This is a genomic window from Acetobacter fabarum (assembly GCF_029069195.1).
Lineage (GTDB): Bacteria > Pseudomonadota > Alphaproteobacteria > Acetobacterales > Acetobacteraceae > Acetobacter > Acetobacter fabarum_A.
In genome coordinates this window covers 140,523-161,907 of the sequence record NZ_JARDYK010000004.1, presented here as the reverse complement: position 1 = coordinate 161,907, position 21,385 = coordinate 140,523, and the positions used below count along the sequence as shown (strand labels likewise).

Sequence of the window (21,385 nt, the reverse complement as noted above, 5' to 3'; positions counted from 1 at the left end):
AAACCAGATGGTCGACCATCAAAATGCGCTATCAAAGTCCGCAAAGGCCTGAAACTCCTGATCTCGCTGTGACACCAGAGGAAACTGATCAGGCCAGTCTATGCCAGCACTGTGCCATAAAATGCCATCATCATACTCTGAATTATAAACAGAGCTGACTGCGTACAGCAGTTCAGCCTGATCACTCAGAGTATAAAAACCATGGGCGCAACCAGAAGGAACAAAAACCTGCATGCGCTGCTCCCCGCTCAGGCGCAAGCAGCAATGCTGCCCATACGTCGGGGACTGACGCCGCAGGTCTAACACCACATCCAGCACCTCGCCTGACAGACAGGTTACCAGCTTGTCATGGTCGTGAGGCGGTTTCTGAAAATGCAAACCCCGCAGGACTCCCTTGTGCGAGGTTGTGACATACTGTTCCACAACCGGCCTGTTCATCCCCATCTGGGCAAAACAATCCGCATGATACAGCTTTGTAAAGCTCCCCCGCTCATCCTTGCGCACAACGGGTAGAAGCATAAAAACGCCAGACAAGGCTGTTGGAACCTGATCAAACATTATGACAACAAACCTTTTATGCCATGATCAAGGTCTATCATGGGGGTCCAGCCTGGCAAAGGCACTCCTCCTTGCCAGGGCAACATGATTTCCCCTGCCCGGTAAGGACGCCCACCCCATTCAATCATGAGTTTGCGGCCGGTTGCCTGCGCAACCTTCTGCGCCAGATTTTTCAGACTTATTAAACGACCAGAGGTAATACTGAACGTACCCGTCACGCCATTTTGTAACAAACGGGCCGCCTGTATGAAGCCCTCACTCACATCATCCACATGGACCAGATCCAGGCATTGTTCGCCAGGCGACATGTCCAGCTTCTGGCCAGACAAAGCCGCACTTATAAGAAGAGACAGCACTTTTCCGCGCAAGTCAGCCTTACCATAGGTGTCACACAGCGTCAGTGTCGTCGCCTGAAACTGGTAGGTCGTCTGATAAAAACGCAAAACCTGATCAAATGCCTGTTTTGTCGCTGCGTAAAAAGATGTTGCTTCGTTCGCCAAGGGGCCGACATGAACCCAGGCCGTGCTCGTATTGATGAACCTGCTACACCCCGCCGCGCGCATGGCCTCCAAAACCAGAGATGGAAACTCAATATTGCTGCGTATCAACGCAGGTATGTCGTCCATAACATGCCGGGCCAGAAAATGTGTGGCCAGATGGAACACAATATCAGGGTTACTCTGTGTAAGCAGATCACATAACGAACCAGAGTGACCATTCCATACTCTTGGCGTCACAACCGGATCAAGGCTATTGCAATCAGATGTTGGCCTCACCAGGGCATCAACCTCCCATCCCAGCGCCACAAGCTTGCGCTGTAGATGGTGGCCAATAAAACCTGTGCCACCTGTCAGGAGAATTTTCATACCTGTTCCGGACACGATATGTTGGCCCGGGTAAAAACAGCCCGATCCTTACGCATGAACTGCACGGCGTCTTCGGTCGTCGTCGCTGCGCGCCAAGCGACTGTTGCGTTCAGGGCCTGCTCCAGCAAACCGGAAGGACGCCAGCCAATGAGACGGGCAATCTGCGAAGAGTCCAGATGCAACAGGCCCGCTTCATGGAGCATTACGGCTGGTGGCCGCACTTCCCACCGTGCGCCGCGTCCCCAAGCCTGTGCAAGCATTTTTACAATATGCTCTACAGACACAATATCTTCCACACGGGGACCAACATTCCATGCTCTTGCATATAAAGCCCCTTCTTCCAGCATAGCCCGCACGATCATAAGATAGGCCGCAAGCGGTTCTGCCACATGTTGCCATGGCCGCTCGGCATGAGGCGAGCGTATGACCAGTGTCTCCCCTGCTGAAAAAGCCTTTATGGCATCTGGCAGCAACCGGTCTTCACTCCAGTCCCCCCCTCCGAACACATTACCCGCCCGGGCCGAGGCAACCAGTGGTCCATGGGCATAAGAGCTACGCCATGCATTTGTGACAATTTCCGTACAGGCTTTACTGGCACTGTATGGGTCATGCCCACCAAGTGCATCATTCTCCCGGTAGCCATATGACCATTCACGATTGTCATAGCATTTGTCGGACGAGATAATAAGTACGGCCTTAACGGTTGTCTGCTGCCGCGCTGCCTCCAATATGTTCGCCGTCCCCATGACATTGGTGGAAAACGTTTCCAAGGGCTGCTGGTAAGAACGACGCACCAGAGGCTGTGCCGCCAGATGGATCACCACCTCTGGAGCAGAGGACGCCAGAGCACACTGGACATCTCCCAGATTACGGATATCGCCAATGGTATGACGACAAACCTTGTCCAACTGCGCCAACCCGAACAAATTTGGCTGCGTTTCAGGCGCAAGGGCATAACCGGTGACCTGAGCCCCCAGATCGACCAGCCATTGCGTCAGCCAGCTCCCTTTGAAGCCCGTATGCCCGGTCACAAAAACCTTGCGTCCAGACCAGAACCGTTTGTCTACGGCAAAACGGCTTACCATATCTTCCATGGTGCCACCTGACGGTCCCACAAATCTTCCAGCAGGCGTTTATCACGCAAGGTATCCATTGGCTGCCAAAAACCAGAGTGATGGAACGCCTCTAACTGACCATCTCTGGCAAGATGTTCCATGGGCCCCTTCTCCCACAGAACGTCATCCCCATCGATATAATCAAGAACTGAGGGATCAAGCACAAAAAAACCGCCGTTTACCAGATTTTTTGTATTGTCGGTTTTTTCAGAAAATCTTTTTACCGCGGTACCTTCAACTTCCATAAGACCAAAACGTCCGGGAGGCTCGACGCAGGTAACCGTAGCCTTTTTCTTATGTTCTTTGTGAAAATCAATGGATTTTCGAATATCTACATTCCCCACGCCATCACCGTAAGTCATGCAAAAAGGGCCATCCTGTAAAAAACGGCCAACCCGTTTAAGACGTCCGCCCGTTTGGGTATTCAATCCCGTGTCGATCAGTGTAATGCGCCAAGGCTCGACATCTCCCCTCTGGTACTCGATCGTACCATTGGAGAGATCAACCACCATATCGCTCATATGCCTGAAATAATTGGCATAAAATTCCTTGATAAGGTGCCCTTTATATCCAAGACAGACCACAAAATCATTCAGGCCATAAGCACTGTATATCTTCATGATATGCCACAGGATCGGGCGCCCACCGATCTGAACCATCGGCTTGGGAATACTATCGGTTTCTTCACTCAGGCGCGAACCAAACCCACCGGCAAGTATGACTGTTTTCATCGTAATTCCCTACGCGTCACTTCAAGCAAGGTCTCAACCATGTATGCGCGCTCTTGTGCCCCGATACCTGGCCACACACCAATCCAGAAGCTGTCGTGCATAATTTTATCCGTCCGCTCCAAAGAGCCGGCAACACGATAATCCACTCTTTGAAAAGCAGGCTGTCTGGTCAGATTGCCTGCAAATAACAGGCGGGTTCCAACCTTGCGCTCTTCCAGCCCTTTTGTTACCGCACGGCGGTCCAGACTGACGCCATCACGTATGGTCAGCAAAAACCCGAACCAGCTTGGGTCCGCACCAGATGTTGCCTCTGGCAGAATGTAATAATCCTCCAGACCGGCGGCCTTAATCATCTGTGTTAATGCGGCAAAGTTTTCCCGCCGTTTTTGCACAAAACCGTCTACCTTGCGCAACTGACTAACACCCAGCGCAGCCTGCATATCCGTCACTTTCATATTGTAGCCAATATGAGAGTAGATATATTTGTGGTCATACCCTGCTGGCAGTTCACCCATTTTCCAGTCGAACCGTTTATGGCAGCTATCGGACACACCGGGGGGACACCAACAGTCACGCCCCCAGTCACGAAAAGATTCAACAAGGGTAGCCAAAGATTTACGGTTAGTGAGAACAGCGCCACCTTCGCCCGTGGTAATATGGTGAGCCGGATAAAAAGAAAGTGTCGCCAGATCCCCCCATTGCCCCACACCTTTCCCGTTGAATGTACCACCCAGCGCGTCACAGCAGTCTTCTACCAGATAAAGGTTATGCATGCGGCAAAAATCACTTACCGCCTGCAAGTCAAATGGGTTGCCCAAGGTATGGGCCAACATGATGGCGCGGGTTTTGGGCGTGAGCGCCGCCTCCAGTAAAGACACGTCGATATTGGCCGTTGGCAGATCCACGTCCACAAAAACCGGCACACAGCCATTTTGAATAATGGGTGTGACCGTAGTGGGAAAACCAGCCGCAACCGTAATCACCTCATCACCGGGCTGAATACGACGCGCCTGCAATTTCCATGACGTTAAAGATGAAAACGCCAGAAGATTTGCTGCCGACCCAGAAACAGTAAGCCTGGCATGTTTAATACCCGTTTTAAGGGCAAGCTCTTTTTCAAATTCATCACCATAGCGCCCGGTCGTCAGCCACATATCCAAGGAGGCATCGACCAAAGACCTCAAATCGTCAGAATCCACGACCTTGCCGCTACACGGAATAAATGTCTCCCCCGGAACAAACTCCTTGGCTTGAGTGGAGTCATAATAAGCCGCGGCAGCATCCAGAACATCGTTGCGAGTATAAACAACCATCAAAACCTCACGCCAGAAAAAAGCTGGTTAAATCGCGCATTCCCCACTCAACCGAGTGGGACAACCCCATAATTCCGTAATTCTTTACCTGCACCGAACAGAGCCACGAGTTGTTTTTCATCCTGTGTCGGTGTCAGGCCCGCATAATCGCTCCCTACCGGACGGGTATGGTATGCAACCGCGCTATCAATGATGACAATCCTGTTTCTGGGGTAACCCAGAATAGATGGCCAGACCCAATCCAGCCCCCAACCACTCCGGGAAAGACCAAAGCTGGGCAGGCAGTCTTCCAGGGCTTCGCGCGAGAACAAGGGGGTCATGACTTCCACAAACGATGTGTACCGCAGCACATTCCCCTCACGCTGCAAAGTCAGGTCATGGGAATATTGTGAGCGGGGCGTATTGGCTGGCAAGGCCGGTTGTGCCAGCTCCAGCCTGTATTCCGCCATGATCGCAAAGCACCGATTGATATCGGCGCCGGTCATTGCCAAATCATCATCGGGCATCATCACATAATCATAATGCCAGAAAGGACTATCTTTTCCCAGCAAAGCCGCGATAGCAGGCCATTTACGCTCTTTGTTCTGCAAGATGGCATATTCGCAACCATCAAGGCTGGAAAACTCGCTTTCAGTTCCATAATAACTTACGCACAAGTCCCACGTCCTGTCCTCCGAGGTCAGCCCCTCCAGCCACTGTGGGTGCAAGGAGGACGGACCGGCCCGCACAATAACCAGATTGCGCCTTTGCGGCTTTTTGCCTCGTACCAATGGAAAAACAGGGGATGGAAGAGGAAAGTCTACTATGGGCACAAGGGTTTCCGCTCCTCCCTCACTTTTATATGCACCGGATTGAAGATGAAAACGCATCCAGGGCACGTCCTGCGCATTTTTAAAGAGTAGATCCTTGTCCTGCCTGTGCCATGAGCACCCGCTCAGCTTTTCCGGCAAGCCGCCAATCCGTCCGTCAGGCAACAGACAGATGCGGGGCACCACCACCTGCCCATCCCTGCTCATGCATCGCCATAAGGAGTGCGCAACCAGCGCATCTTCATCCAATGTTTTTGCTTCAGGAAAAAGCGGCACAACCGGCTGCTCACATGGCATGTCCTTGGTCTGCACGGTGCTGTTTTCCACATCATGCAACGAAACCACAACTGGCGGAAAGCAGACATAGGCGTTCATCTGCCCATAGTAATCCGCCATCATGTCATCAATACCAGTATTGATTTTCTGATGACCTAAACCGGGATAAAAAACAGACATGGGCCGGAGCGGCACAACCTGTTCAAGCAGCCGCTTTGCTCCACGGGGCGAAATGGAATAGCACATGGTGCCGTGGCAGCGCAGGAGCGTTTCAAGCCGGGGAACCACTCTGGCACGGCGAAACTCTGGAAGGTGGCTCAACACCAGATCATGGTACATCGTCCCGGTAAACGGGGTCACGCCGGGTATTAACTGGAATGTAACATAAGCGTCCGTATTGAACCCCCAGTGCACCAGCTCCCAGTCATCAGGCAGGTCCGCGAGCAGCTTTTCCTGTATCTCACGGAAATCTTCTCTCAGAATGGCATCATCTTCTGCAATGGTCGCAGCTTCCTGACGCTGCATGACATCCATCCACAACGACATGTGTGAAAGCGCACAACCAACAGCCCCGTCCGTATAAAGCAGGTCAGGTTGCATAACCCCCTGACTTATAAGCCCGGCCCGGTCAACCTGCTTGCCATCCACGGCAATGCGCTGGGAAAAATACGCACATTCTGGGTTGTTCTGACGGAATATAGCCAAGCGTTCCGGGTCTCTGGCCAAGTTAAGGACATGGTAACGCACGTTCTACCGCTCCAATCAGTTTACCTGATGATAACTATACCCGCCGGTGGAGCTTGAATAGCCTAAGAGGCACATGAGGAACCGCCATTAGAACAGACATTATCACGAATATCGCCAACCACACACCATTGAGTAGGTGCGCGTCAGCGGTTAAACTGGTAACAGGTGTATTTGATTAACCATTCCGGAGCCCACCCGACATGAGCGAGACTGTAACCGGCGCAAGAGAAGCAGATGCTGCCGCAGCAGTTCCCAGAGCAGACGCCCCCAAGTCCAAGCGGAAACTGATGATGGCGGGCGCTGCCGGTCTTGTTCTTCTTATTGGCGGTGGAGTGTACTGGGAAAAGGACAAAATCTTTACATCCAAGCTCAAGCAGAACGTGGGCAGCAAGGCCGAGGCCGCCATGCACCCGCCGGTTCTGGTGGGTATTCCACCCATGGTCTCCAACCTCGACACATCCGGTGGTCACCCTGTTTACGTCAAACTGACCGCCAAGGTGGAAGTCAGCGGTGTGCCCAACGAGGCCGCACTACAGGACCGGATTGCGGAAATTCAGGATGTGTTCCAGACCTACCTGCATGAAACACGTCCGCAGGATATTCGGGGGAATGGCATTTACAGGCTGCGCGAAGCCATTCTGCGCCGCCTGCGCGCGCAACTTGCCCCCGTGCAGGTGACAAACCTGTATCTTGTTGAATTCCTTGTCCAGTAAAGCTCTCCGGCTTCTGACACCCGCTCAAACCGACACCCCTCAGGAACCGTAGCGACAAACCACATGCAGGATGTAGACGACACAACATCAGGGCCCGGGAACCAACCCGAAGCAGACGCCGCACCGGACGCCCCGCATATGGAGGAGGCGCGCGACGACGCACAGGAACACGCCCCTGATGCCACGGCCGACACCGGGCACGCGGATCCCGCGCAGGAACAGGGCCCGGCAGACACCGCCGCTCCGCAGGGTGATGCCTCCGCCCATGATGCACAGGACGCCCACACGGCACAGGGTGAACAGGGCGGGCACGAAGCCACCCCCGAGGAAGACCCGTTTGGCAGCCACCTGCTGGACCAGTCGGAAATCGACAACCTGCTAGGCCACACCTTTGGCGGGTTTGAAGAGCCGGAAGAAACCGGCATGGAGCGCGTGATCAAGGCCGGGTTTGTGGCCTATGAACGCCTGCCCATGCTGGAAATCGTTTTTGACCGGCTTGTGCGTATCCTCTCCGCCACGTTGCGCAACTTCACCAATGATAACGTCGAAATCACCATCGAAGGTATTCGCTCCCTGCGCTTTGGAGACTACATGGGGGCGGTTCCCTCCTCCTCCATGTTCGCCGTGTTCAAGGCGGTGCAATGGGACAATTACGGTCTGGTCGTTGTGGACTCAGCCATGTCCTACTCCATTATCGACATTCTCATGGGGGGGCCGCGCGGGGTTGGGCATGCAGGAGTGGAAACACGCCCCCACACCGCCATTGAACGCGCACTGATTGAAAAGCTGATCACCCTCACGCTCAACGACCTGTCCATTGCGTTCAACCCGGTCTGCGATGTGGAGCTTACGTTTGAACGGCTGGAAGTCAGTTCCCGCTTTGCCGCCATTGCCCGCGCCTCCAACGCCGTGGTGCTGGCCAAACTCCATATTGATATGGAGGACCGCACCGGCAACATGGACCTGATCATTCCCTACGCAACGCTGGAACCGGTACGCGACCAGCTCTCCCAGCAGTTCATGGGCGAAAAATTTGGCCGCGACTCCATCTGGGAAGACCATCTGTTTTCTGAAATTCTGGAAACCGATGCACAGGTTTCCGCCGTATTTGATGAAAAGATCGTACCACTCTCCGAGGTGCTCAACCTCAAGATCGGCTCCCTCATGACCTTCCCGCACAAAAGCGGCGCGCCCTTCCCCATTCGCCTGCAATGCGGGCAGACCCCGCTGTTTACGGGCCGTCTGGGCAAGCTGGGCAACAAGAACGCGGTCAAAATCGAACGCAGGCTGGTGCCGCCGCAAGAACACCACCTGCCACCACCCCTTGGCGTCCCTCCTCAGCCACCCCACCCACCTGCAGCACACCCAGCGCCAGTTCAGACCGAAGGATCTCCTGAATAATGTTCACACAGATTCAGATGATCATTGAGATCACGCTCTCTGTCTTTCTGTTCCTTGGTATTATCTACAGTTTTTACCTCGGTCGGGTTCTGGGCAACCTCAAGCGCGACCGGACCAGCCTGCTGGAACTGGTGGACAAGCTCGAAAACAGCGTGAACCAGGCCGAAGAAGGCGTGGACAAGCTGCGCGTGGCGGGAGAAGTCAGTGGTCGCCCCCTGAGCCGCATGATCGAACAGGCCAAGATTACCGGCACCGAACTGGACGACATGGCCACCAAGGCCGATTCGGTCGCTGACCGGCTGGACTCGGTTCTCACACAGGTGCCCTCGCAGGAGCGTCGGATGGAAAGCCTGATCGAACAGGCCGAAACCGCACGTCTGGGCATAGAAGAAACACTGGAAAAACTGCAACAGGCCAGCCAGACCGCACAACGGACCGCGCAGGAACTTGTGCAGTCCGCGCTGGAAAGTGCAACCGCTGCGCAAACCGCCATAGCCAAGGCGGTGGAACAGCAGTCATCCGCCCCGCAGGACCAGCCAGCCCCCACCCAGTTTGCCGACACGCTGGACATGCCAATGCCCGCAACCCTGACCAAAGAACGGCCTTACCTGCGCGCCCTTGGCAAAAATCCGACCACCCCACCCGAGCGCGAAAGTGCCTGACCGTTAAGCCATCTCTTAACGCATCAGCCAGAAATTCCGCCCGTTTCCTGCCAGAGCCTCTTCCCATCGTGGGAGGAGGCTTTTTTATACCGCGTGGGCGACTGACAGAAACCGTTGGGTAACTGCCATTTTTTTGCCTTCCCCTCCTTTTTCCGACCATGTTCCGGCCCGGCGATGGATTTTTTTTACCCACCTCTCAAAAAAATTGATCGCGTTAACCTTCTCTTAGCCGTTCGAGGGTTTATTCAACCTTGAAGACGGGCATAAAGCCCACTCGAAATGGAGATCACACCGTGAGCCTTTCTATTAACACCAACACCTCTGCCATGGTTGCTCTGGAAACGCTGAACGCGACCCAGACCCAGCTGAGCGCCACTGAAAACGCAGTTTCCACCGGCAAGAAAGTTGCAAATGCTTCTGACAGCCCGGCTGCTTTCGGTATTGCTTCGCAGATGAACGGCAACATTGCCGGTCAGGGCGCAGTGAACGATGGCCTGTCCTTCGCTTCCACCGTTGTCAGCTCCACCAACAGCGCCGCCAACCAGATCCTTTCCGTTCTGGCAGAAGTTCAGGCTGCTGTGACCACCATGGGCAACAACCAGGGCAGCACCACGTCCCTCGCTCAGATCAACACCGAAATCACGGGTTACCTGAAGCAGATCGACACCATTGCAACCAACGCCACCACCAACGGCGTGAACCTGCTGGTCAGCTCCGCTAGCGCATCCACCTCGGGTTCCTTCAACGGCATCACCGCTGCCAGCGTTGTGTATGTGACCGGTCTGCAGGGCAGCACGGCAACCATCAGCAACCTGTTCAACGTCATCAGCAACAGCAGCATCACTTCCACAAGCTCCGGCTCCCTGACCGAAGCTCTGGGTCTGTCCAGCTCGCTTGACGGTGCCAGCCTGGCAAGCAACAACAACTTCCTCACCTCCACTGGCAGCTTTGCTAGCGGCGTCACCCTGACTTCGGCCATTGCCGCTGTTCAGAAAGCCATCACGGCTATGACGAACGTGACCTCTGAACTGGGTCAGAACACCAAGAACATCGCCAACATGACCACGTTCGGTCAGACGGTTTCCGACAACCTGACGGCTGGTGTTGGCGCCCTGACCGATGCTGACATGTCCGCAGAAAGCGCAAAGCTGACCTCCCTGCAGACCAAGCAGTCCCTGGCAATCAAGTCCCTCTCGATCGCCAACGGCCAGTCCCAGAACATCCTGTCCCTGTTCCAGTCGTAAGACACAGGCTGAACATCTATCCGGTTCAGCCCATCTTACTAAAACAGTCGACAAAAAATGCCCTCAGCGAAAGCCGGGGGTATTTTTTTGCCCAAATTGCAGTACTCCGGCCTTTAGCCAGAGCCGCAGGGCACGCAGGCCTGTCTGACCAACAGACATCTACCCTCCCTCGGCACAGACTGCACAGACTGCACAGACTGCACAGACACCATTCTCCCACAAAAACGTGCAATACCACCCCTCTGCCAGAGCAGAAGGTGCGTCACCACGTGTGCAAAGACTGTTTTCTGGATTAACTGCCCAAGGCAGCAAAATGGGCCAGACGGCAGACCCGGTAATAAGCCACAATACCCCGGCCAGAGCAGCCCGAAGCCGTTTGCGCAGTCACCCTGTGATGCACAAGACCTAAAATTCCGAGAAGATTTTGTGCATCCGGGGAGAGTCTACGGACCGGCTTTATTTCATCAGATTGATGGTGCGCGTCAGCATGGAGCGGGTGATCTGCATGGTGTTCAGATTCGCTTCATACGAATGCTGGGCATCATGCGTATCCATAATCTCGACCATGGTGTTCACGTTCGGCACCTTCACATAACCCTTGGCGTCTGCCGCAGGGTGGGAGGGCTCGTAGCGTGTTTCAAACGGCGTATGGTCCTGCCCGATGGACCTGACCTTAACGCTGGATGCGCCCGTAGCCTGATCCAGCGTGGTCTGGAAGGTAATGGTCTTGCGACGGTAAGGGTCCGCACCGGGGGTAGAGCCGGTTGTATCCTTGTTGGCAAGGTTTTCGGCCGATACGCGCAGGCGTTCTGCCTGTGAGCGCATGCCAGCGGCGGAAATGCCGATCGTGTTGGTAAAATCCATCTGCTGCTTCCGTCCTTACGAACTGGTGCCCAGCGCGGTGGAGAACATGCCCATGTAACGGGTGTAAACCGTTGTGGCAAAGCGCTGCTGGTCGTTGGTATCGGCTATTTTGCCCAGCTCATCTTCCAGCCGGACCTCATTGCCATCAATGGATGCGGTGCCACCCGTGGTTTTGCGCGCAAGGGCGCTATTACCCGGCCCGGCCATATGCCCCGGCTCGGTCTGCACCATGGCCATGGTCATCTGGCTCTGCAATACGCCTGCAAAGGGCGTCACATCCTTGGATACGTAACCCGGCGTATTGGCGTTGGCCACATTACCCGCCAGAACGGACTGGCGCGACTCCAGCCATTGCAGGCGCCGTTCAGCCAGTGAAAACAGGTCAGTCCCGCTATGGGTCAGCGCGGTCTGGGATGACAGTGCCTCCAGCATGAAAATGCCAGCTCCCTTGTGTTTGTGCGGTGCCATAGGGGTAGGTTGGACCTCCGCTGCTCACGGCATTTGAGCCATCAGTAGCGCTCATTCCCCCCGATTACCACAGATTTATTGCTCTCCTCCTCCAGCATCGCCCAATGCCCCATGACAGACGCCCGGCACAGCGTTATGGCATGGTCCAGACGGCACACCACGCCTTTGCCAGAGCGAGCAGAGCATGCGCACACCCAGAATGACCGATGCAACCATTCAGGCCGGGGCAACACTGGCCATGCTGGTCTGGAGCCTGCTGGCCCGTACCGTGCCTGCCGCTCTTGCCGGTCTGTGCATTGCCCTGCTGTTCCCCCTTTGCGTGCGGGTTTGTGCACTTCTGCTACGCTGGCTGCCTGTGGCGGCAGGTGTGCGCCCCCCTATGGAAGCCCCACCCCCGCAACAGCAGCATGAACTGGTAGCAGGCTGCCTGCTGGCGGCTGCCTGCTCGCTCACCCTGCTGATTTATACCCCCCCCTCCGTTGTTCTGGCTGAGGGGGCAGCCCTCCATCTTGCCAACCTGCTGGTCCAGTTTGACCGGCGCGAAGGCTGGCTCCCCAACGCCATCCTCATGCCCATGCTGTTATGCGGGCTGCTGGCGGGGGTGGCACTTGGTCATGCGGGCAGCGCCATTGGAGGGGCCTGCGCTGGCTGGATACTGGGGGGCGCGGGCCTGTTCGGCCTGTCCATTACGCGGCGAGGTAATTTTATGTCCGCAGCCGATGTGCTGTTACTGAGCGCATGCGGGGCATGGGTGGGGCTGGGCGGGTTCTGGGCTTTTCTGCTGCTTGCAGGGTGTGGGTTCTGGGTGGTGCGCGGGCTGCGGCGCACCACGCGCACTCCTATGGTGCAGGCGGCAGTCTGCTCCGCCACGCGCCCTGTATGGCGCTACCCCAGCGCCCTGCCCTGCGCCGTTGGGCTGCTGATGGTATTTTTGCTGCGCAACATCCCCGCCCTGCCCTACTGGGCGCAGTTCATGCTGGGCGGTTAGCACACGAGGAGCAGACCATGCTTATATGGCTCCGACCCGCATCATACGGGTCGGGCCGGACCTGCTCTGGCCGAATCCATTCCGGCGGGTCAGGGTTTGGTAGCAGCCGCAGCAGGCTTGGATGCTGGGGCCTTACCGGGTTTTGGCCCACCGACCTGTGTAAGCAGGCGGAACACACGCCCGCTCTCACCATCCATGCTCCGGTCCCCCACCAGATGGGCCAGCCATGCCAGCGTCTGCGCGTCCGACGCCTGAGAGGCATCGGAGGCCAGACGCAGGGCAAGTGTCTGCTGGGCAGCACTCAGCGGGCCTTGAGGTGGAATCTCCTCCTCGGCCATTTTGCGCACACTGGCCACGGCGGCGGGCCATTCGCCCCGGCTTTCATGAATACGGGCGGCCATATCCAGCGAGTCGGAAAAACTGTCCCCGTTCAGCAGGCCCAGAGCTGCGGTCTGGTCACCTTTGGCCAGTGTAATCCGGGCCTGCAGGCGGCGGCGCGAGGCCTTCATGTCATCAGGCAGGTCGGGGCTGTCCGTGCGCTGGAGCACATCGGTCGCGCTTGCGAGGTCTTTGAGCGCAATATAGGATTCAGCCAGTCCCTGCCCCGCCAGAGCCTTGAGTTCGGGCGAATCCAGCATGGGCACGGCATCGGAAAACGCTTCCTGCGCCTCATCCGCCAGCCCAAGACCCAGCAGCATCTTGCCGTAGGCCATCAGGATTTCGCCCTTTTTGGTGCCCGGTTGCAGGGCGGACAGATGGGCACGCAACATGGCCGCACCATGCAGGATGGAATCCCGGTCCGTATCCTTGACAACTTCGGAGGCTACTGCGGCAAGGGTCTGGAACAGCATGGGTGACAGGACAGGTTCAGACACCTGCTCGGGCGTGTCCTTGACCATATCCAGCGTTGCCAGAGCCTCGGGCCATTTGCGCGCACGCATATAGGCATCGGCCTGCAATAGCCGCACCGTGGCTTCGCGCCCGGCAAGACGGGCATCGGGCATAAGGCCGTTAAACATTTCCGCTGCGGCAACCGGGGTCAGCTTGCCGTCGGACATATCGAGCGAAATTTTCTGCTCCAGCGCCTTTTCCGCCACCACGGCATCCCGATCGACCGAGAGCGCACTGAACGCATCATACGCCTGGGCACGCCTGCCCGTGCGCAGGTCGCGGAAGGCTGTCGCCAGCTTGTAAGCAGAGCCTGCTGGCAGCTTGTCCAGCGCGCTCAGGTCCTCCGCCGTGCCGTAACGGCCAATCTGCTCGGCTGCAAAGGGCAGCAGCACGCTGCGCACACTGGTCGGGTAATTATCCAGCCGGGTAAAGTCCCGCGCCAGCAGATGGGCGGCCTCGGCCTCATGCCCGCCCTTGAAGGCAAGGTAGAGGCCACGCCAGACCTGTGTTGCACGCTGCTCGTTATCGGGCCATGGGCCTTCAAGCAGGAAGGCGCCATCCATATTGCCGCTCAGCAGTTCGGATGCGGCAAGCAGAAAGCTGACCTCCGGGCGCACGGCCTCCTCGGGGTCATCTTCTAAAGCGACGGTCAGGATTCCGCGGGCTTCCAGAAAAGCGCCAACGCCAAAGGCCGCACGGGCTTCCTCCAGCCGGGCGGCAAAGCGCTGGGCAGGGTCGGAATCGGCCGCAGCCAGCAGGGCTTTGTGCAGACGGGCTTCCAGTTGCTCATCGGGCAGTTTTTGCAGGCCCAGCCAGTCCAGATCGACCGTGTTGGCGTACACGGCCACCTTGCTGTCGGGGAGCTGGTTTTCACCCGATGTCAGCAACGCGCCATCGGGGGTTGCGCGCAGCCCCACATCGGGCGAATTCGCGGCCACAACCACGCCTTCGGTCGTAGGCCAGACGTCATACCCAGCCCCATGACGGAAGGAGAGAATACCCCCGTCATCCGTGGTGGAGGTGCCCACAAACAGCTTCTGCCCGGATGCAGGGTCCGTAATGCTGAGCACCCGGCCGGGCTTGCGCATGGGGTAGAGAATTCCCCCATCCGCCACAACCGGGTTGATCACGCGCCGGTCGCCATAAACGTTACCCGGCGGGGGCTTGTCCCCCAGCACCCAGCCTTCTGCCTGCTGGGACAAAAAGAACTCGCGCGTGTCGGGCAGTTTGACCTGCAACAGGGTAGCACCCGGCAAGGTGGTAACGGTCAGGGTGGAAAAAACACCATCCCCGTGCAGGGCGCTGGTATCCATGGGTTCGGCATTGTCCACCACGATCACAAAGCTGTCGCCACTGCGGAAGGCAGCCAGCCCCATACGGGGGGATAGTGGAATGAGAACACGGCTGGTTGATGTGGCGGGCACATGAATGGGGCCTGCTCCCCCGCCAGCAACACTGGAACCTGAACCACCGGGCTGCCCTGCCTTTTGCCCCGGTTTACGCCTATTGCCCCCGGCTTGTGGGGAAGAGTCAGGCGGGGGGAGCGGCACGTCCAGCACTGTGGCTTTCCACGGTGCGGGCAGCCCCTTGAGCAGATCGGCATCCGCTGCGGCACCGGGGGCGGGCGTGGCTGCGGCAGCACCTGCCGTAGCGGCCACACCGGCTGCGGCGGCAGCGGCAGTTGCCGCGTTAAGCCCCCTGCCCTTGGGGGGCACGGCCTGAGGGGTGCGGGGCGCATGGGTGCGCCGCGCCGCATCGGCCACGGTTGTCATGGCGGAGCAGGACAGAAGCAGGGCAAGGGGAAGAAGGCAGCGTCTCATGCAAACGGATCTGCTGAAATACACGTCTGGTTAATCCTGAACGAACAATGGCCCCGCCATACGGCGGGACTCTTCTGCACATATGATAGCGGGTGCAGGAGAACTGTGGTGACCGGTCCGCCTGCCGCCAGAGCAGTCAACACGAACCTGTCAGTCATGCAGGACCAGAACGGACGCTGCCGCTGCTGCGCACTCATCAATACCCTGAAGCATCATGCGTTAAGTATAACAACCCAGTCCCGGCCGGTTGCCCGATGGGGCCGGGGCAGACCCGACCCAACGCACGATCAGGCCAGAAGGTTGATAAAGCTGGCCGAACCGGAATGTTTGTTATGCGTATTGCCCGAAGGCACAACCTGCCCCGTGGCATCAAACTGCATGGAGGAGGAGGAGCCGTCCTGACTGGTGGACGCAACCCTGAGCGCGCTGGAGGCAACATGCTCGGGCTGGACCGAGCGGTGGGCCGCATGAGCCATGTGGGCCGTAGCCGTGCGCATGCTGGAGGCAAGCTGGGCGGCAACCGTGGTATCTGCCATGTGTATGGAACCTCTTCAGGACTTACAGGAAACACAGAACCGGTATGCCGCACCGTAGCGCCGCATGCAAACCGGCAAAAAATCTTACCCCCAGATTATGGGATGGTCATGCCTTAGCCAAGGTGTTTTTTGGAGTCTGCCCTTGCACAGCCCCCAATGCACCCCAAATACCCGACCAGAACCGTGCCCCGGCCTGTCGGACGGAGTTGGTCCACCGCGGTTCCCTGCGGCATCGAGCGCACACATTCGACAGAACCAATAGACGGAAAAAAACATGCGCCTGTTGTGTATCGGAGACACCTCAACCCAGGGGGATATCCGCCCATACCGTGGTCTGGCGGAAGCGGCGGTTGAGGGGGCGTTGTCCCTGACCATGTCCGGCCCGGAAGGAGTTGTGGAAACCCTGCGCCGCTCGCAGTACGATATTGCGGTCATCCAGCAGGCCCGGCCCGATACGCGCCTGCTGCGCCACATCCGCAACTCCCGCATTCCCACCCCGATCATCATGATCGTGCGCACATCCACCCCGCAGGAAGTGGCGGAAACCCTGTCCATTGGCGCGGATGACTGCGTAAGCGCCACCATAGAGCCGGTGGAACTGCTCGCCCGCCTGCGCGCCATTGTGCGCCGCACCGGCGGGCATGACAGCCTGAGCCTGCATGTCGGCCGCATGGTTGTCACCGTCGACCGCAGACAGGTTCTTATAGATGACCGCCCCCTCCCCCTGACCCCGCGTGAATATGACGTGATGGAACTACTGACCCTGCGCAAGACACAGGTGCTGAGCAAGGAAGCCCTGCTGGACAACCTGTATGCCGGGCAGGAAGAACCACACGCCAAGATCATTGATGTGATGATCTGCAAGATCCGCAAAAAACTGCGCGATTTTGGCATTACCGACCCGTTTATAACCCAATGGGGCATTGGCTACAGGCTGAACGAGCAGGCGTTCATACCCCTTGGTGCACGCATGAACGCGCACAGCGCCACCCCCGCCTCGCGCGAGACAAGTCTGCCGGTTACACGGGGCATTAACGTTATTTCCCCCGCCACCAAAATGGACGTGCTCTAATCTGCAAAGACTGGCCGGGCAGGCATAAAAGCCACTGGCCTTGCAGGGACCAAATGGATTAGGGTATCCCCACGTTCCAGACCACTCTCATGGCGGCAGGTGGCATGTCCCCTCCGCGCCAGACAGGGCCACTATGACCAGCGATCTTACCACACGCAGCCTCGATGCGCTCAACGCCTACGGGCAGACCCAGAAGAGCATGCAGTCCACAACAGACGGGCAGGACACGGGTTCCACAGGCGGAGCCGATATTGTTTCGGGCTTTACGTCCGCACTGGATAACGCGCTCAAGGGCGCCATCCAGACCGGTAAAACAGCAGAAACCCAGACGGCAGATGGCCTGTCCGGCAAGGGCAACATGAGCGATATCGCCACCTCGGTCGAGGAAGCCAAGCTGACCCTGCAAACCGTAACCACCGTGCGCGACCGTATGGTGCAAGCCTATCAGGAAGTCATGAAAATGTCGATCTAAGACCTAGCCCATGCACAACACGGTCGATATCCACGACATTCTGCGCCAGACACTGTTTGTGGCGGTCAAGCTGGGGGCTCCCTCCCTGCTGGCCTCGCTGGTGGCGGGTGTTCTGGTATCGCTCTTTCAGGCCATGACGCAGGTGAGCGAAGCAACACTCTCCTTCGTGCCCAAGTTTGTAGCCGCCATGGCCGCCCTGCTGCTGACCGGCTCCTACATGGCCTCTACCCTGAATACCTACGCCCGCACCATTTTTGACCAGGTCATTATGGTTGGCGGGTCATGACCGGCCCCCACACCACCCCGTGGGCATGACCGACTACCTGCTGTTCCCCGGCGGGTCCATACAGGTACTGGCCGCCATGTTCCTGCTGGTGCTGTGCAGGGTCAGCGCGCTGGTCATGGCCTCCCCCGGACTGGGGGAGAGTACATCCCCCATGATCGTCCGCGCAGGCATTGCACTGTGCATCAGCATTGCCATCCTGCCCCTTGAGCAGAATGCCCTCAAGGACGTATCGGGGCAGGCGCTGCACATGCCCGCCCGCGCCATTGCCATTATTGCGGGCGAACTGCTGTACGGTATTTTTATTGGCTGGCTGGCCCGGCTCGTCTCGCTCGCACTGGGCATTTCCATGCAGTTCGTGGCCATTTTTACCGGCCTTTCCAGTGTGCTCCAGCCCGACCCGGACCTGGGGGCGGGCAGCACCGCCATCAGCCATATGGCCTCTTTTATGGTGCCGGTTATTTTTCTGTCCACAGGGCTGTACGCGCTGCCACTGACCGCCATTACCGGCTCCTACAGCGTATTCCCCCCCGGCCATGTTCCCATGGTGGGAGATATGGCGCACAGCGTAACGCAGGTTACGTCCCAGACCTTTATGCTGGCCTTTCAGCTTTCGGCCCCGTTTGTGCTGATCGGCACCTTGTGGCCTGCCATGCTGGGGGTGCTCAACCGGCTTATGCCGTCCATTCAGGTCTATTCCATGGCCATGCCCGCACAGTTGCTGGGGGGCGTTCTGCTGCTGGCCATTCTTATTCAGGTCATGAGTGGTGTCTGGCAGGAGCGGGCGGGCGACATGCTGCTTGGCCTGCCCGGAATTGGCGCCACCCCCGCGCACCACTAGGAGCACGCGCGCATGGCCGACGACAGTTCAGGCGAAAAGAGTCAGGCCCCAACCGGAAAACGGCTGGAAAACGCGCGTGAGGAAGGCAATATTGCCCAATCGCGCGAGGTGCAGCTTCTGGTTGTGCTGAGCGGCTTCCTGATCGTTTTCACCACCAGCACCGGCCTGTCCGCCTACAGGTTTACCAAACACATGTATGGGCTCATGGCCCATTTTGACAGTATTCCCTTCGACCGTGCCTCCCTCTACCGCGCATCCGTACAGGCGTCGCTGGAGGGGGTCTGGCTGGCGGCACCTCTGGTGGGCACGGGGGTGCTGATCACGCTGGCCTTTGGCGTGATCCAGAGCGGCTTTCTGTTCCGCCCCCAGGCCATTCTGCCCGACATGACGCGCCTGTCTCCCGCCAAGGGACTCTCGCGGCTGTTCAGCAAGAACAATCTGGTGGAAACCGCCAAAAGCCTTATCAAGCTCGTGGTGTTTGGCTGCGTCCTGTTCGGGGTCGCCAAGGAGACCCTGCGTGTGGCCCCCGTTTCCGAACGGTGGAGTGTGCTGCACCTGACGCATGAGCTTGTCTCGTGGTTTGTGTACGCAACTCTGGTGCTGCTGGTGGTGCAGGCCGTTATAGCCGTGCTTGATGATGTGTGGACACGCTGGAACCGGCTGCAGAAACTGCGCATGAGCTTTCAGGAAATCAAGGACGAAACCAAGGAAATGGACGGGGACCCCAAGGTAAAGGCCCGCCAGCGGCAGATGCGCATGCGCCGCCGCCGCCGCATGGTGCAGGCGGTCAGGGACGAAGCCACCGTGGTCATTACCAACCCGACCCACTACGCCGTGGCCCTGCAATACGAAAACGGGGTCCATGCCGCGCCTAGAATTGTTGCCAAAGGCACGGATGAACTGGCCGCGCGTATGCGAGAAGCTGCGGAGGAGGCGCGCATCCCCATTGTGCCCAACCCGCCTCTGGCGCGCGCGCTGTACACCCTGCCACTGGATTCGGAAATTCCGGCCGAATACTTCCAGCCCGTCGCCACCATTATTGCTTATGTCATGAAGCTCAAAACCCCCGGCGCACGGGCTGTGACTCCACTCCCGCAGCAACCGCCCCCTCCCCGCCGCTAACGGCCGGAAAACGGCGGTTTACAGTTCTTTCACACAGGAAAAACTTGCGTTTCATACCCTACATGCTACTCAGTCGGGTAACTCAGGCGCAGGTCGTGTGGTCAGGCGTGTTGCTGCCCCCCGAACCTGCTCGCCATCAACCCGTGGCTGATGCGTGTGCCCCAGCGGGCACAGACAGCCCAGCGTAAGATAACTGCGCATCCACAAGGCAGGGACGACACATGTCTATTTTTAACTCCCTTACCACGGCTGTCAGCGGGATTAACGCTCAGTCCACCGCGTTTACCAACCTCAGCAACAACATCGCCAACAGCCAGACGGTTGGCTACAAGGCCGACACCACCGCGTTCCAGGACTTTGTGGCCGGTGCAGGGTCCACTTCGGGGTCGTTCGCACAGGGTGTGGCCAACTCCGTAGCCGCCGTTACCGTGCAGCACGTCAACTCCCAGGGGACCGCCGCCTCCAGCACGGACAAGCTGGCCATGTCCATTTCCGGCAACGGGCTGTTCAACGTTTCCAAAAAAACCGGGGCAGTGACTTCGGCTGGCGCCGACTTTGCTCCCGAACAGTACTACACCCGTAACGGTGAGTTCTATGAAGACAAGGACGGCTACCTGCAGAACACCAGCGGCTATTACCTTGATGGTTACATGGTGGACCCCACAACCGGCGCGCTGAACACATCGGGCGTTACCCAGATCAATGTCGCCAATGTGACTTTCCGGCCCACGCAGACCACAACGCTCACAGCAACAGGCACCCTGTCTTCCGTTACCGGGGCAACCCCGGTGACAACAAACACCACTGTTTACGATGGCACCTACAATCAGGCCAACCCCACAGCCAATACCGGGGATGTCACCCTGACGTGGACGCAGTCCTCCGCCACAGAATGGACTGTAGCAGCCACTTCCCCCACCTCGGGCATGTCCGTCACACCCACAACGGCCTATACGGTGGATTTCAACACCGATGGTTCGCTGAAATCGGTGACAGACAGCTCCGGCAATAACGTGACCTCTACCCTGAGCGGGGCCACCGCCAACCTGCCGATCTCCATTACCTACCCCAATGGCAATACGCAGAACGTAAACGTCAACATTGGCACCATTGGCGGCACAAGCGGCATGTCCCTCAGTGTCTCCTCCACAACGCCAAAAACTGTCAGTGACAGTGTGACCTCCGGCACGTACCAGAGTGCAAGCATTGAAAGCGATGGCTCTGTCATGGCCACGTTCGACAACGGGGACACACAGTTGATCGGTAAGGTGGCACTCAGCAACTTTGCCAATGTCAACGGTCTGCTGGCGCAGGATGGTCAGGCATACACGGCCACCGCCGCCTCGGGCAGTGCCAGGACCGGGCTGGTAGGGCAGAACGCAACAGGCTCCCTGACGGTTGGCTATGTGGAATCCTCCACCACCGATCTGACCAGCGACCTGTCCGCCCTGATCGTGGCGCAGGAAGCTTACACCGCCAATACCAAGATCGTAACCACGGCAGACCAGCTGCTCCAGGCCACCATTGCCATGAAGCAGTAAGCCACTTTTTAACCCAAAGTGCTTCTGCACCGGCCTGCCGCAAAACAGGCCG

At 57.9% G+C, this 21,385-nt stretch carries 21 protein-coding genes; 11 read left to right on the top strand and 10 right to left on the bottom strand.

What is annotated here, in order from left to right; translation table 11 throughout:
- Positions 1 to 18: 18 nt before the first annotated feature.
- Genes rfbC through PY793_RS07580 form a run of 6 tightly spaced genes read right to left on the bottom strand, consistent with a single transcriptional unit; the run spans position 19 to position 6,415 of the window.
- Positions 19 to 558, bottom strand: a complete 540-nt coding sequence (rfbC, locus tag PY793_RS07605; RefSeq protein WP_275177493.1) for a dTDP-4-dehydrorhamnose 3,5-epimerase — start codon at positions 556 to 558, stop codon at positions 19 to 21.
- Positions 558 to 1,424: an NAD-dependent epimerase/dehydratase family protein gene (locus PY793_RS07600; protein ID WP_275177492.1), complete on the bottom strand. Its 867-nt coding sequence runs from the start codon at positions 1,422 to 1,424 to the stop codon at positions 558 to 560. Before PY793_RS07600 ends, rfbC begins: the two co-directional genes overlap by 1 nt.
- A complete protein-coding gene (rfbG, locus tag PY793_RS07595; protein WP_275177491.1) occupies positions 1,421 to 2,518 on the bottom strand; it encodes a CDP-glucose 4,6-dehydratase in 1,098 nt (365 codons plus the stop codon). Before rfbG ends, PY793_RS07600 begins: the two co-directional genes overlap by 4 nt.
- Positions 2,503 to 3,270, bottom strand: a complete 768-nt coding sequence (gene rfbF / locus PY793_RS07590; protein ID WP_275177490.1) for a glucose-1-phosphate cytidylyltransferase — start codon at positions 3,268 to 3,270, stop codon at positions 2,503 to 2,505. The genes rfbG and rfbF overlap by 16 nt, the downstream gene beginning before the upstream one ends.
- On the bottom strand, positions 3,267 to 4,583 hold the full coding sequence (gene rfbH / locus PY793_RS07585) for a lipopolysaccharide biosynthesis protein RfbH (RefSeq protein ID WP_275177489.1): 1,317 nt from the start codon (positions 4,581 to 4,583) through the stop codon (positions 3,267 to 3,269). Before rfbH ends, rfbF begins: the two co-directional genes overlap by 4 nt.
- A gap of 47 nt (positions 4,584 to 4,630) precedes the next feature.
- On the bottom strand, positions 4,631 to 6,415 hold the full coding sequence (locus PY793_RS07580; protein WP_342803915.1) for a DUF707 domain-containing protein: 1,785 nt from the start codon (positions 6,413 to 6,415) through the stop codon (positions 4,631 to 4,633).
- 200 nt (positions 6,416 to 6,615) lie between these two features.
- On the opposite strand from PY793_RS07580, the gene PY793_RS07575 reads away from it, so the two are divergent.
- The 4 genes from PY793_RS07575 to PY793_RS07560 all read left to right on the top strand — a co-directional run bounded on the left by PY793_RS07575 (position 6,616) and on the right by PY793_RS07560 (position 10,435).
- Positions 6,616 to 7,128, top strand: a complete 513-nt coding sequence (locus PY793_RS07575) for a flagellar basal body-associated FliL family protein (RefSeq protein ID WP_166113444.1) — start codon at positions 6,616 to 6,618, stop codon at positions 7,126 to 7,128.
- 63 nt (positions 7,129 to 7,191) lie between these two features.
- On the top strand, positions 7,192 to 8,529 hold the full coding sequence (gene fliM / locus PY793_RS07570; RefSeq protein WP_275177487.1) for a flagellar motor switch protein FliM: 1,338 nt from the start codon (positions 7,192 to 7,194) through the stop codon (positions 8,527 to 8,529).
- Entirely contained in the window at positions 8,529 to 9,191 is a 663-nt protein-coding gene (locus PY793_RS07565) for a DUF6468 domain-containing protein (protein ID WP_275177486.1), read from the top strand. Before fliM ends, PY793_RS07565 begins: the two co-directional genes overlap by 1 nt.
- A 293-nt stretch (positions 9,192 to 9,484) precedes the next feature.
- On the top strand, positions 9,485 to 10,435 hold the full coding sequence (locus PY793_RS07560) for a flagellin (RefSeq protein WP_275177485.1): 951 nt from the start codon (positions 9,485 to 9,487) through the stop codon (positions 10,433 to 10,435).
- 456 nt (positions 10,436 to 10,891) lie between these two features.
- Here PY793_RS07560 and flgC read toward each other — a convergent pair whose 3' ends face one another.
- Complete coding sequence (gene flgC / locus PY793_RS07555; protein WP_275177484.1) at positions 10,892 to 11,299, bottom strand: flagellar basal body rod protein FlgC; 408 nt, start codon at positions 11,297 to 11,299, stop codon at positions 10,892 to 10,894.
- Positions 11,300 to 11,314: 15 nt separating this feature from the next.
- Entirely contained in the window at positions 11,315 to 11,731 is a 417-nt protein-coding gene (locus tag PY793_RS07550) for a flagellar basal body rod protein FlgB (RefSeq protein WP_275177483.1), read from the bottom strand.
- Positions 11,732 to 11,951: 220 nt separating this feature from the next.
- On the opposite strand from PY793_RS07550, the gene PY793_RS07545 reads away from it, so the two are divergent.
- The gene (locus PY793_RS07545; protein WP_275177482.1) at positions 11,952 to 12,755 is read left to right on the top strand and encodes an A24 family peptidase; all 804 of its coding nucleotides are present in this window, start codon (positions 11,952 to 11,954) and stop codon (positions 12,753 to 12,755) included.
- An 89-nt stretch (positions 12,756 to 12,844) separates the two neighbouring features.
- On the opposite strand, the gene PY793_RS07540 is transcribed toward PY793_RS07545, so the two are convergent.
- Together PY793_RS07540 and PY793_RS07535 are read right to left on the bottom strand one after the other, a co-directional pair.
- The gene (locus tag PY793_RS07540; RefSeq protein WP_275177480.1) at positions 12,845 to 15,466 is read right to left on the bottom strand and encodes a tetratricopeptide repeat protein; all 2,622 of its coding nucleotides are present in this window, start codon (positions 15,464 to 15,466) and stop codon (positions 12,845 to 12,847) included.
- Between the two features lie 287 nt (positions 15,467 to 15,753).
- Complete coding sequence (locus PY793_RS07535) at positions 15,754 to 16,002, bottom strand: hypothetical protein (RefSeq protein WP_275177479.1); 249 nt, start codon at positions 16,000 to 16,002, stop codon at positions 15,754 to 15,756.
- Positions 16,003 to 16,276: 274 nt separating this feature from the next.
- On the opposite strand from PY793_RS07535, the gene PY793_RS07530 reads away from it, so the two are divergent.
- From PY793_RS07530 to PY793_RS07505, 6 genes are all read left to right on the top strand, one after another.
- Entirely contained in the window at positions 16,277 to 17,074 is a 798-nt protein-coding gene (locus PY793_RS07530) for a response regulator transcription factor (protein ID WP_275177477.1), read from the top strand.
- 133 nt (positions 17,075 to 17,207) lie between these two features.
- On the top strand, positions 17,208 to 17,546 hold the full coding sequence (gene fliE / locus PY793_RS07525) for a flagellar hook-basal body complex protein FliE (RefSeq protein ID WP_275177476.1): 339 nt from the start codon (positions 17,208 to 17,210) through the stop codon (positions 17,544 to 17,546).
- 10 nt (positions 17,547 to 17,556) lie between these two features.
- On the top strand, positions 17,557 to 17,832 hold the full coding sequence (locus PY793_RS07520; RefSeq protein ID WP_275177475.1) for a flagellar biosynthetic protein FliQ: 276 nt from the start codon (positions 17,557 to 17,559) through the stop codon (positions 17,830 to 17,832).
- Positions 17,819 to 18,670 carry a flagellar biosynthetic protein FliR gene (locus PY793_RS07515; protein ID WP_275177474.1) on the top strand — a complete coding sequence of 284 codons (852 nt, stop codon included), beginning with the start codon at positions 17,819 to 17,821 and terminating at the stop codon, positions 18,668 to 18,670. Before PY793_RS07520 ends, PY793_RS07515 begins: the two co-directional genes overlap by 14 nt.
- Positions 18,671 to 18,682: 12 nt before the next feature.
- Entirely contained in the window at positions 18,683 to 19,792 is a 1,110-nt protein-coding gene (locus PY793_RS07510) for an EscU/YscU/HrcU family type III secretion system export apparatus switch protein (RefSeq protein WP_275177473.1), read from the top strand.
- Between the two features lie 221 nt (positions 19,793 to 20,013).
- The gene (locus PY793_RS07505; RefSeq protein WP_275177472.1) at positions 20,014 to 21,333 is read left to right on the top strand and encodes a flagellar hook protein FlgE; all 1,320 of its coding nucleotides are present in this window, start codon (positions 20,014 to 20,016) and stop codon (positions 21,331 to 21,333) included.
- The last annotated feature ends 52 nt before the right edge of the window (positions 21,334 to 21,385 follow it).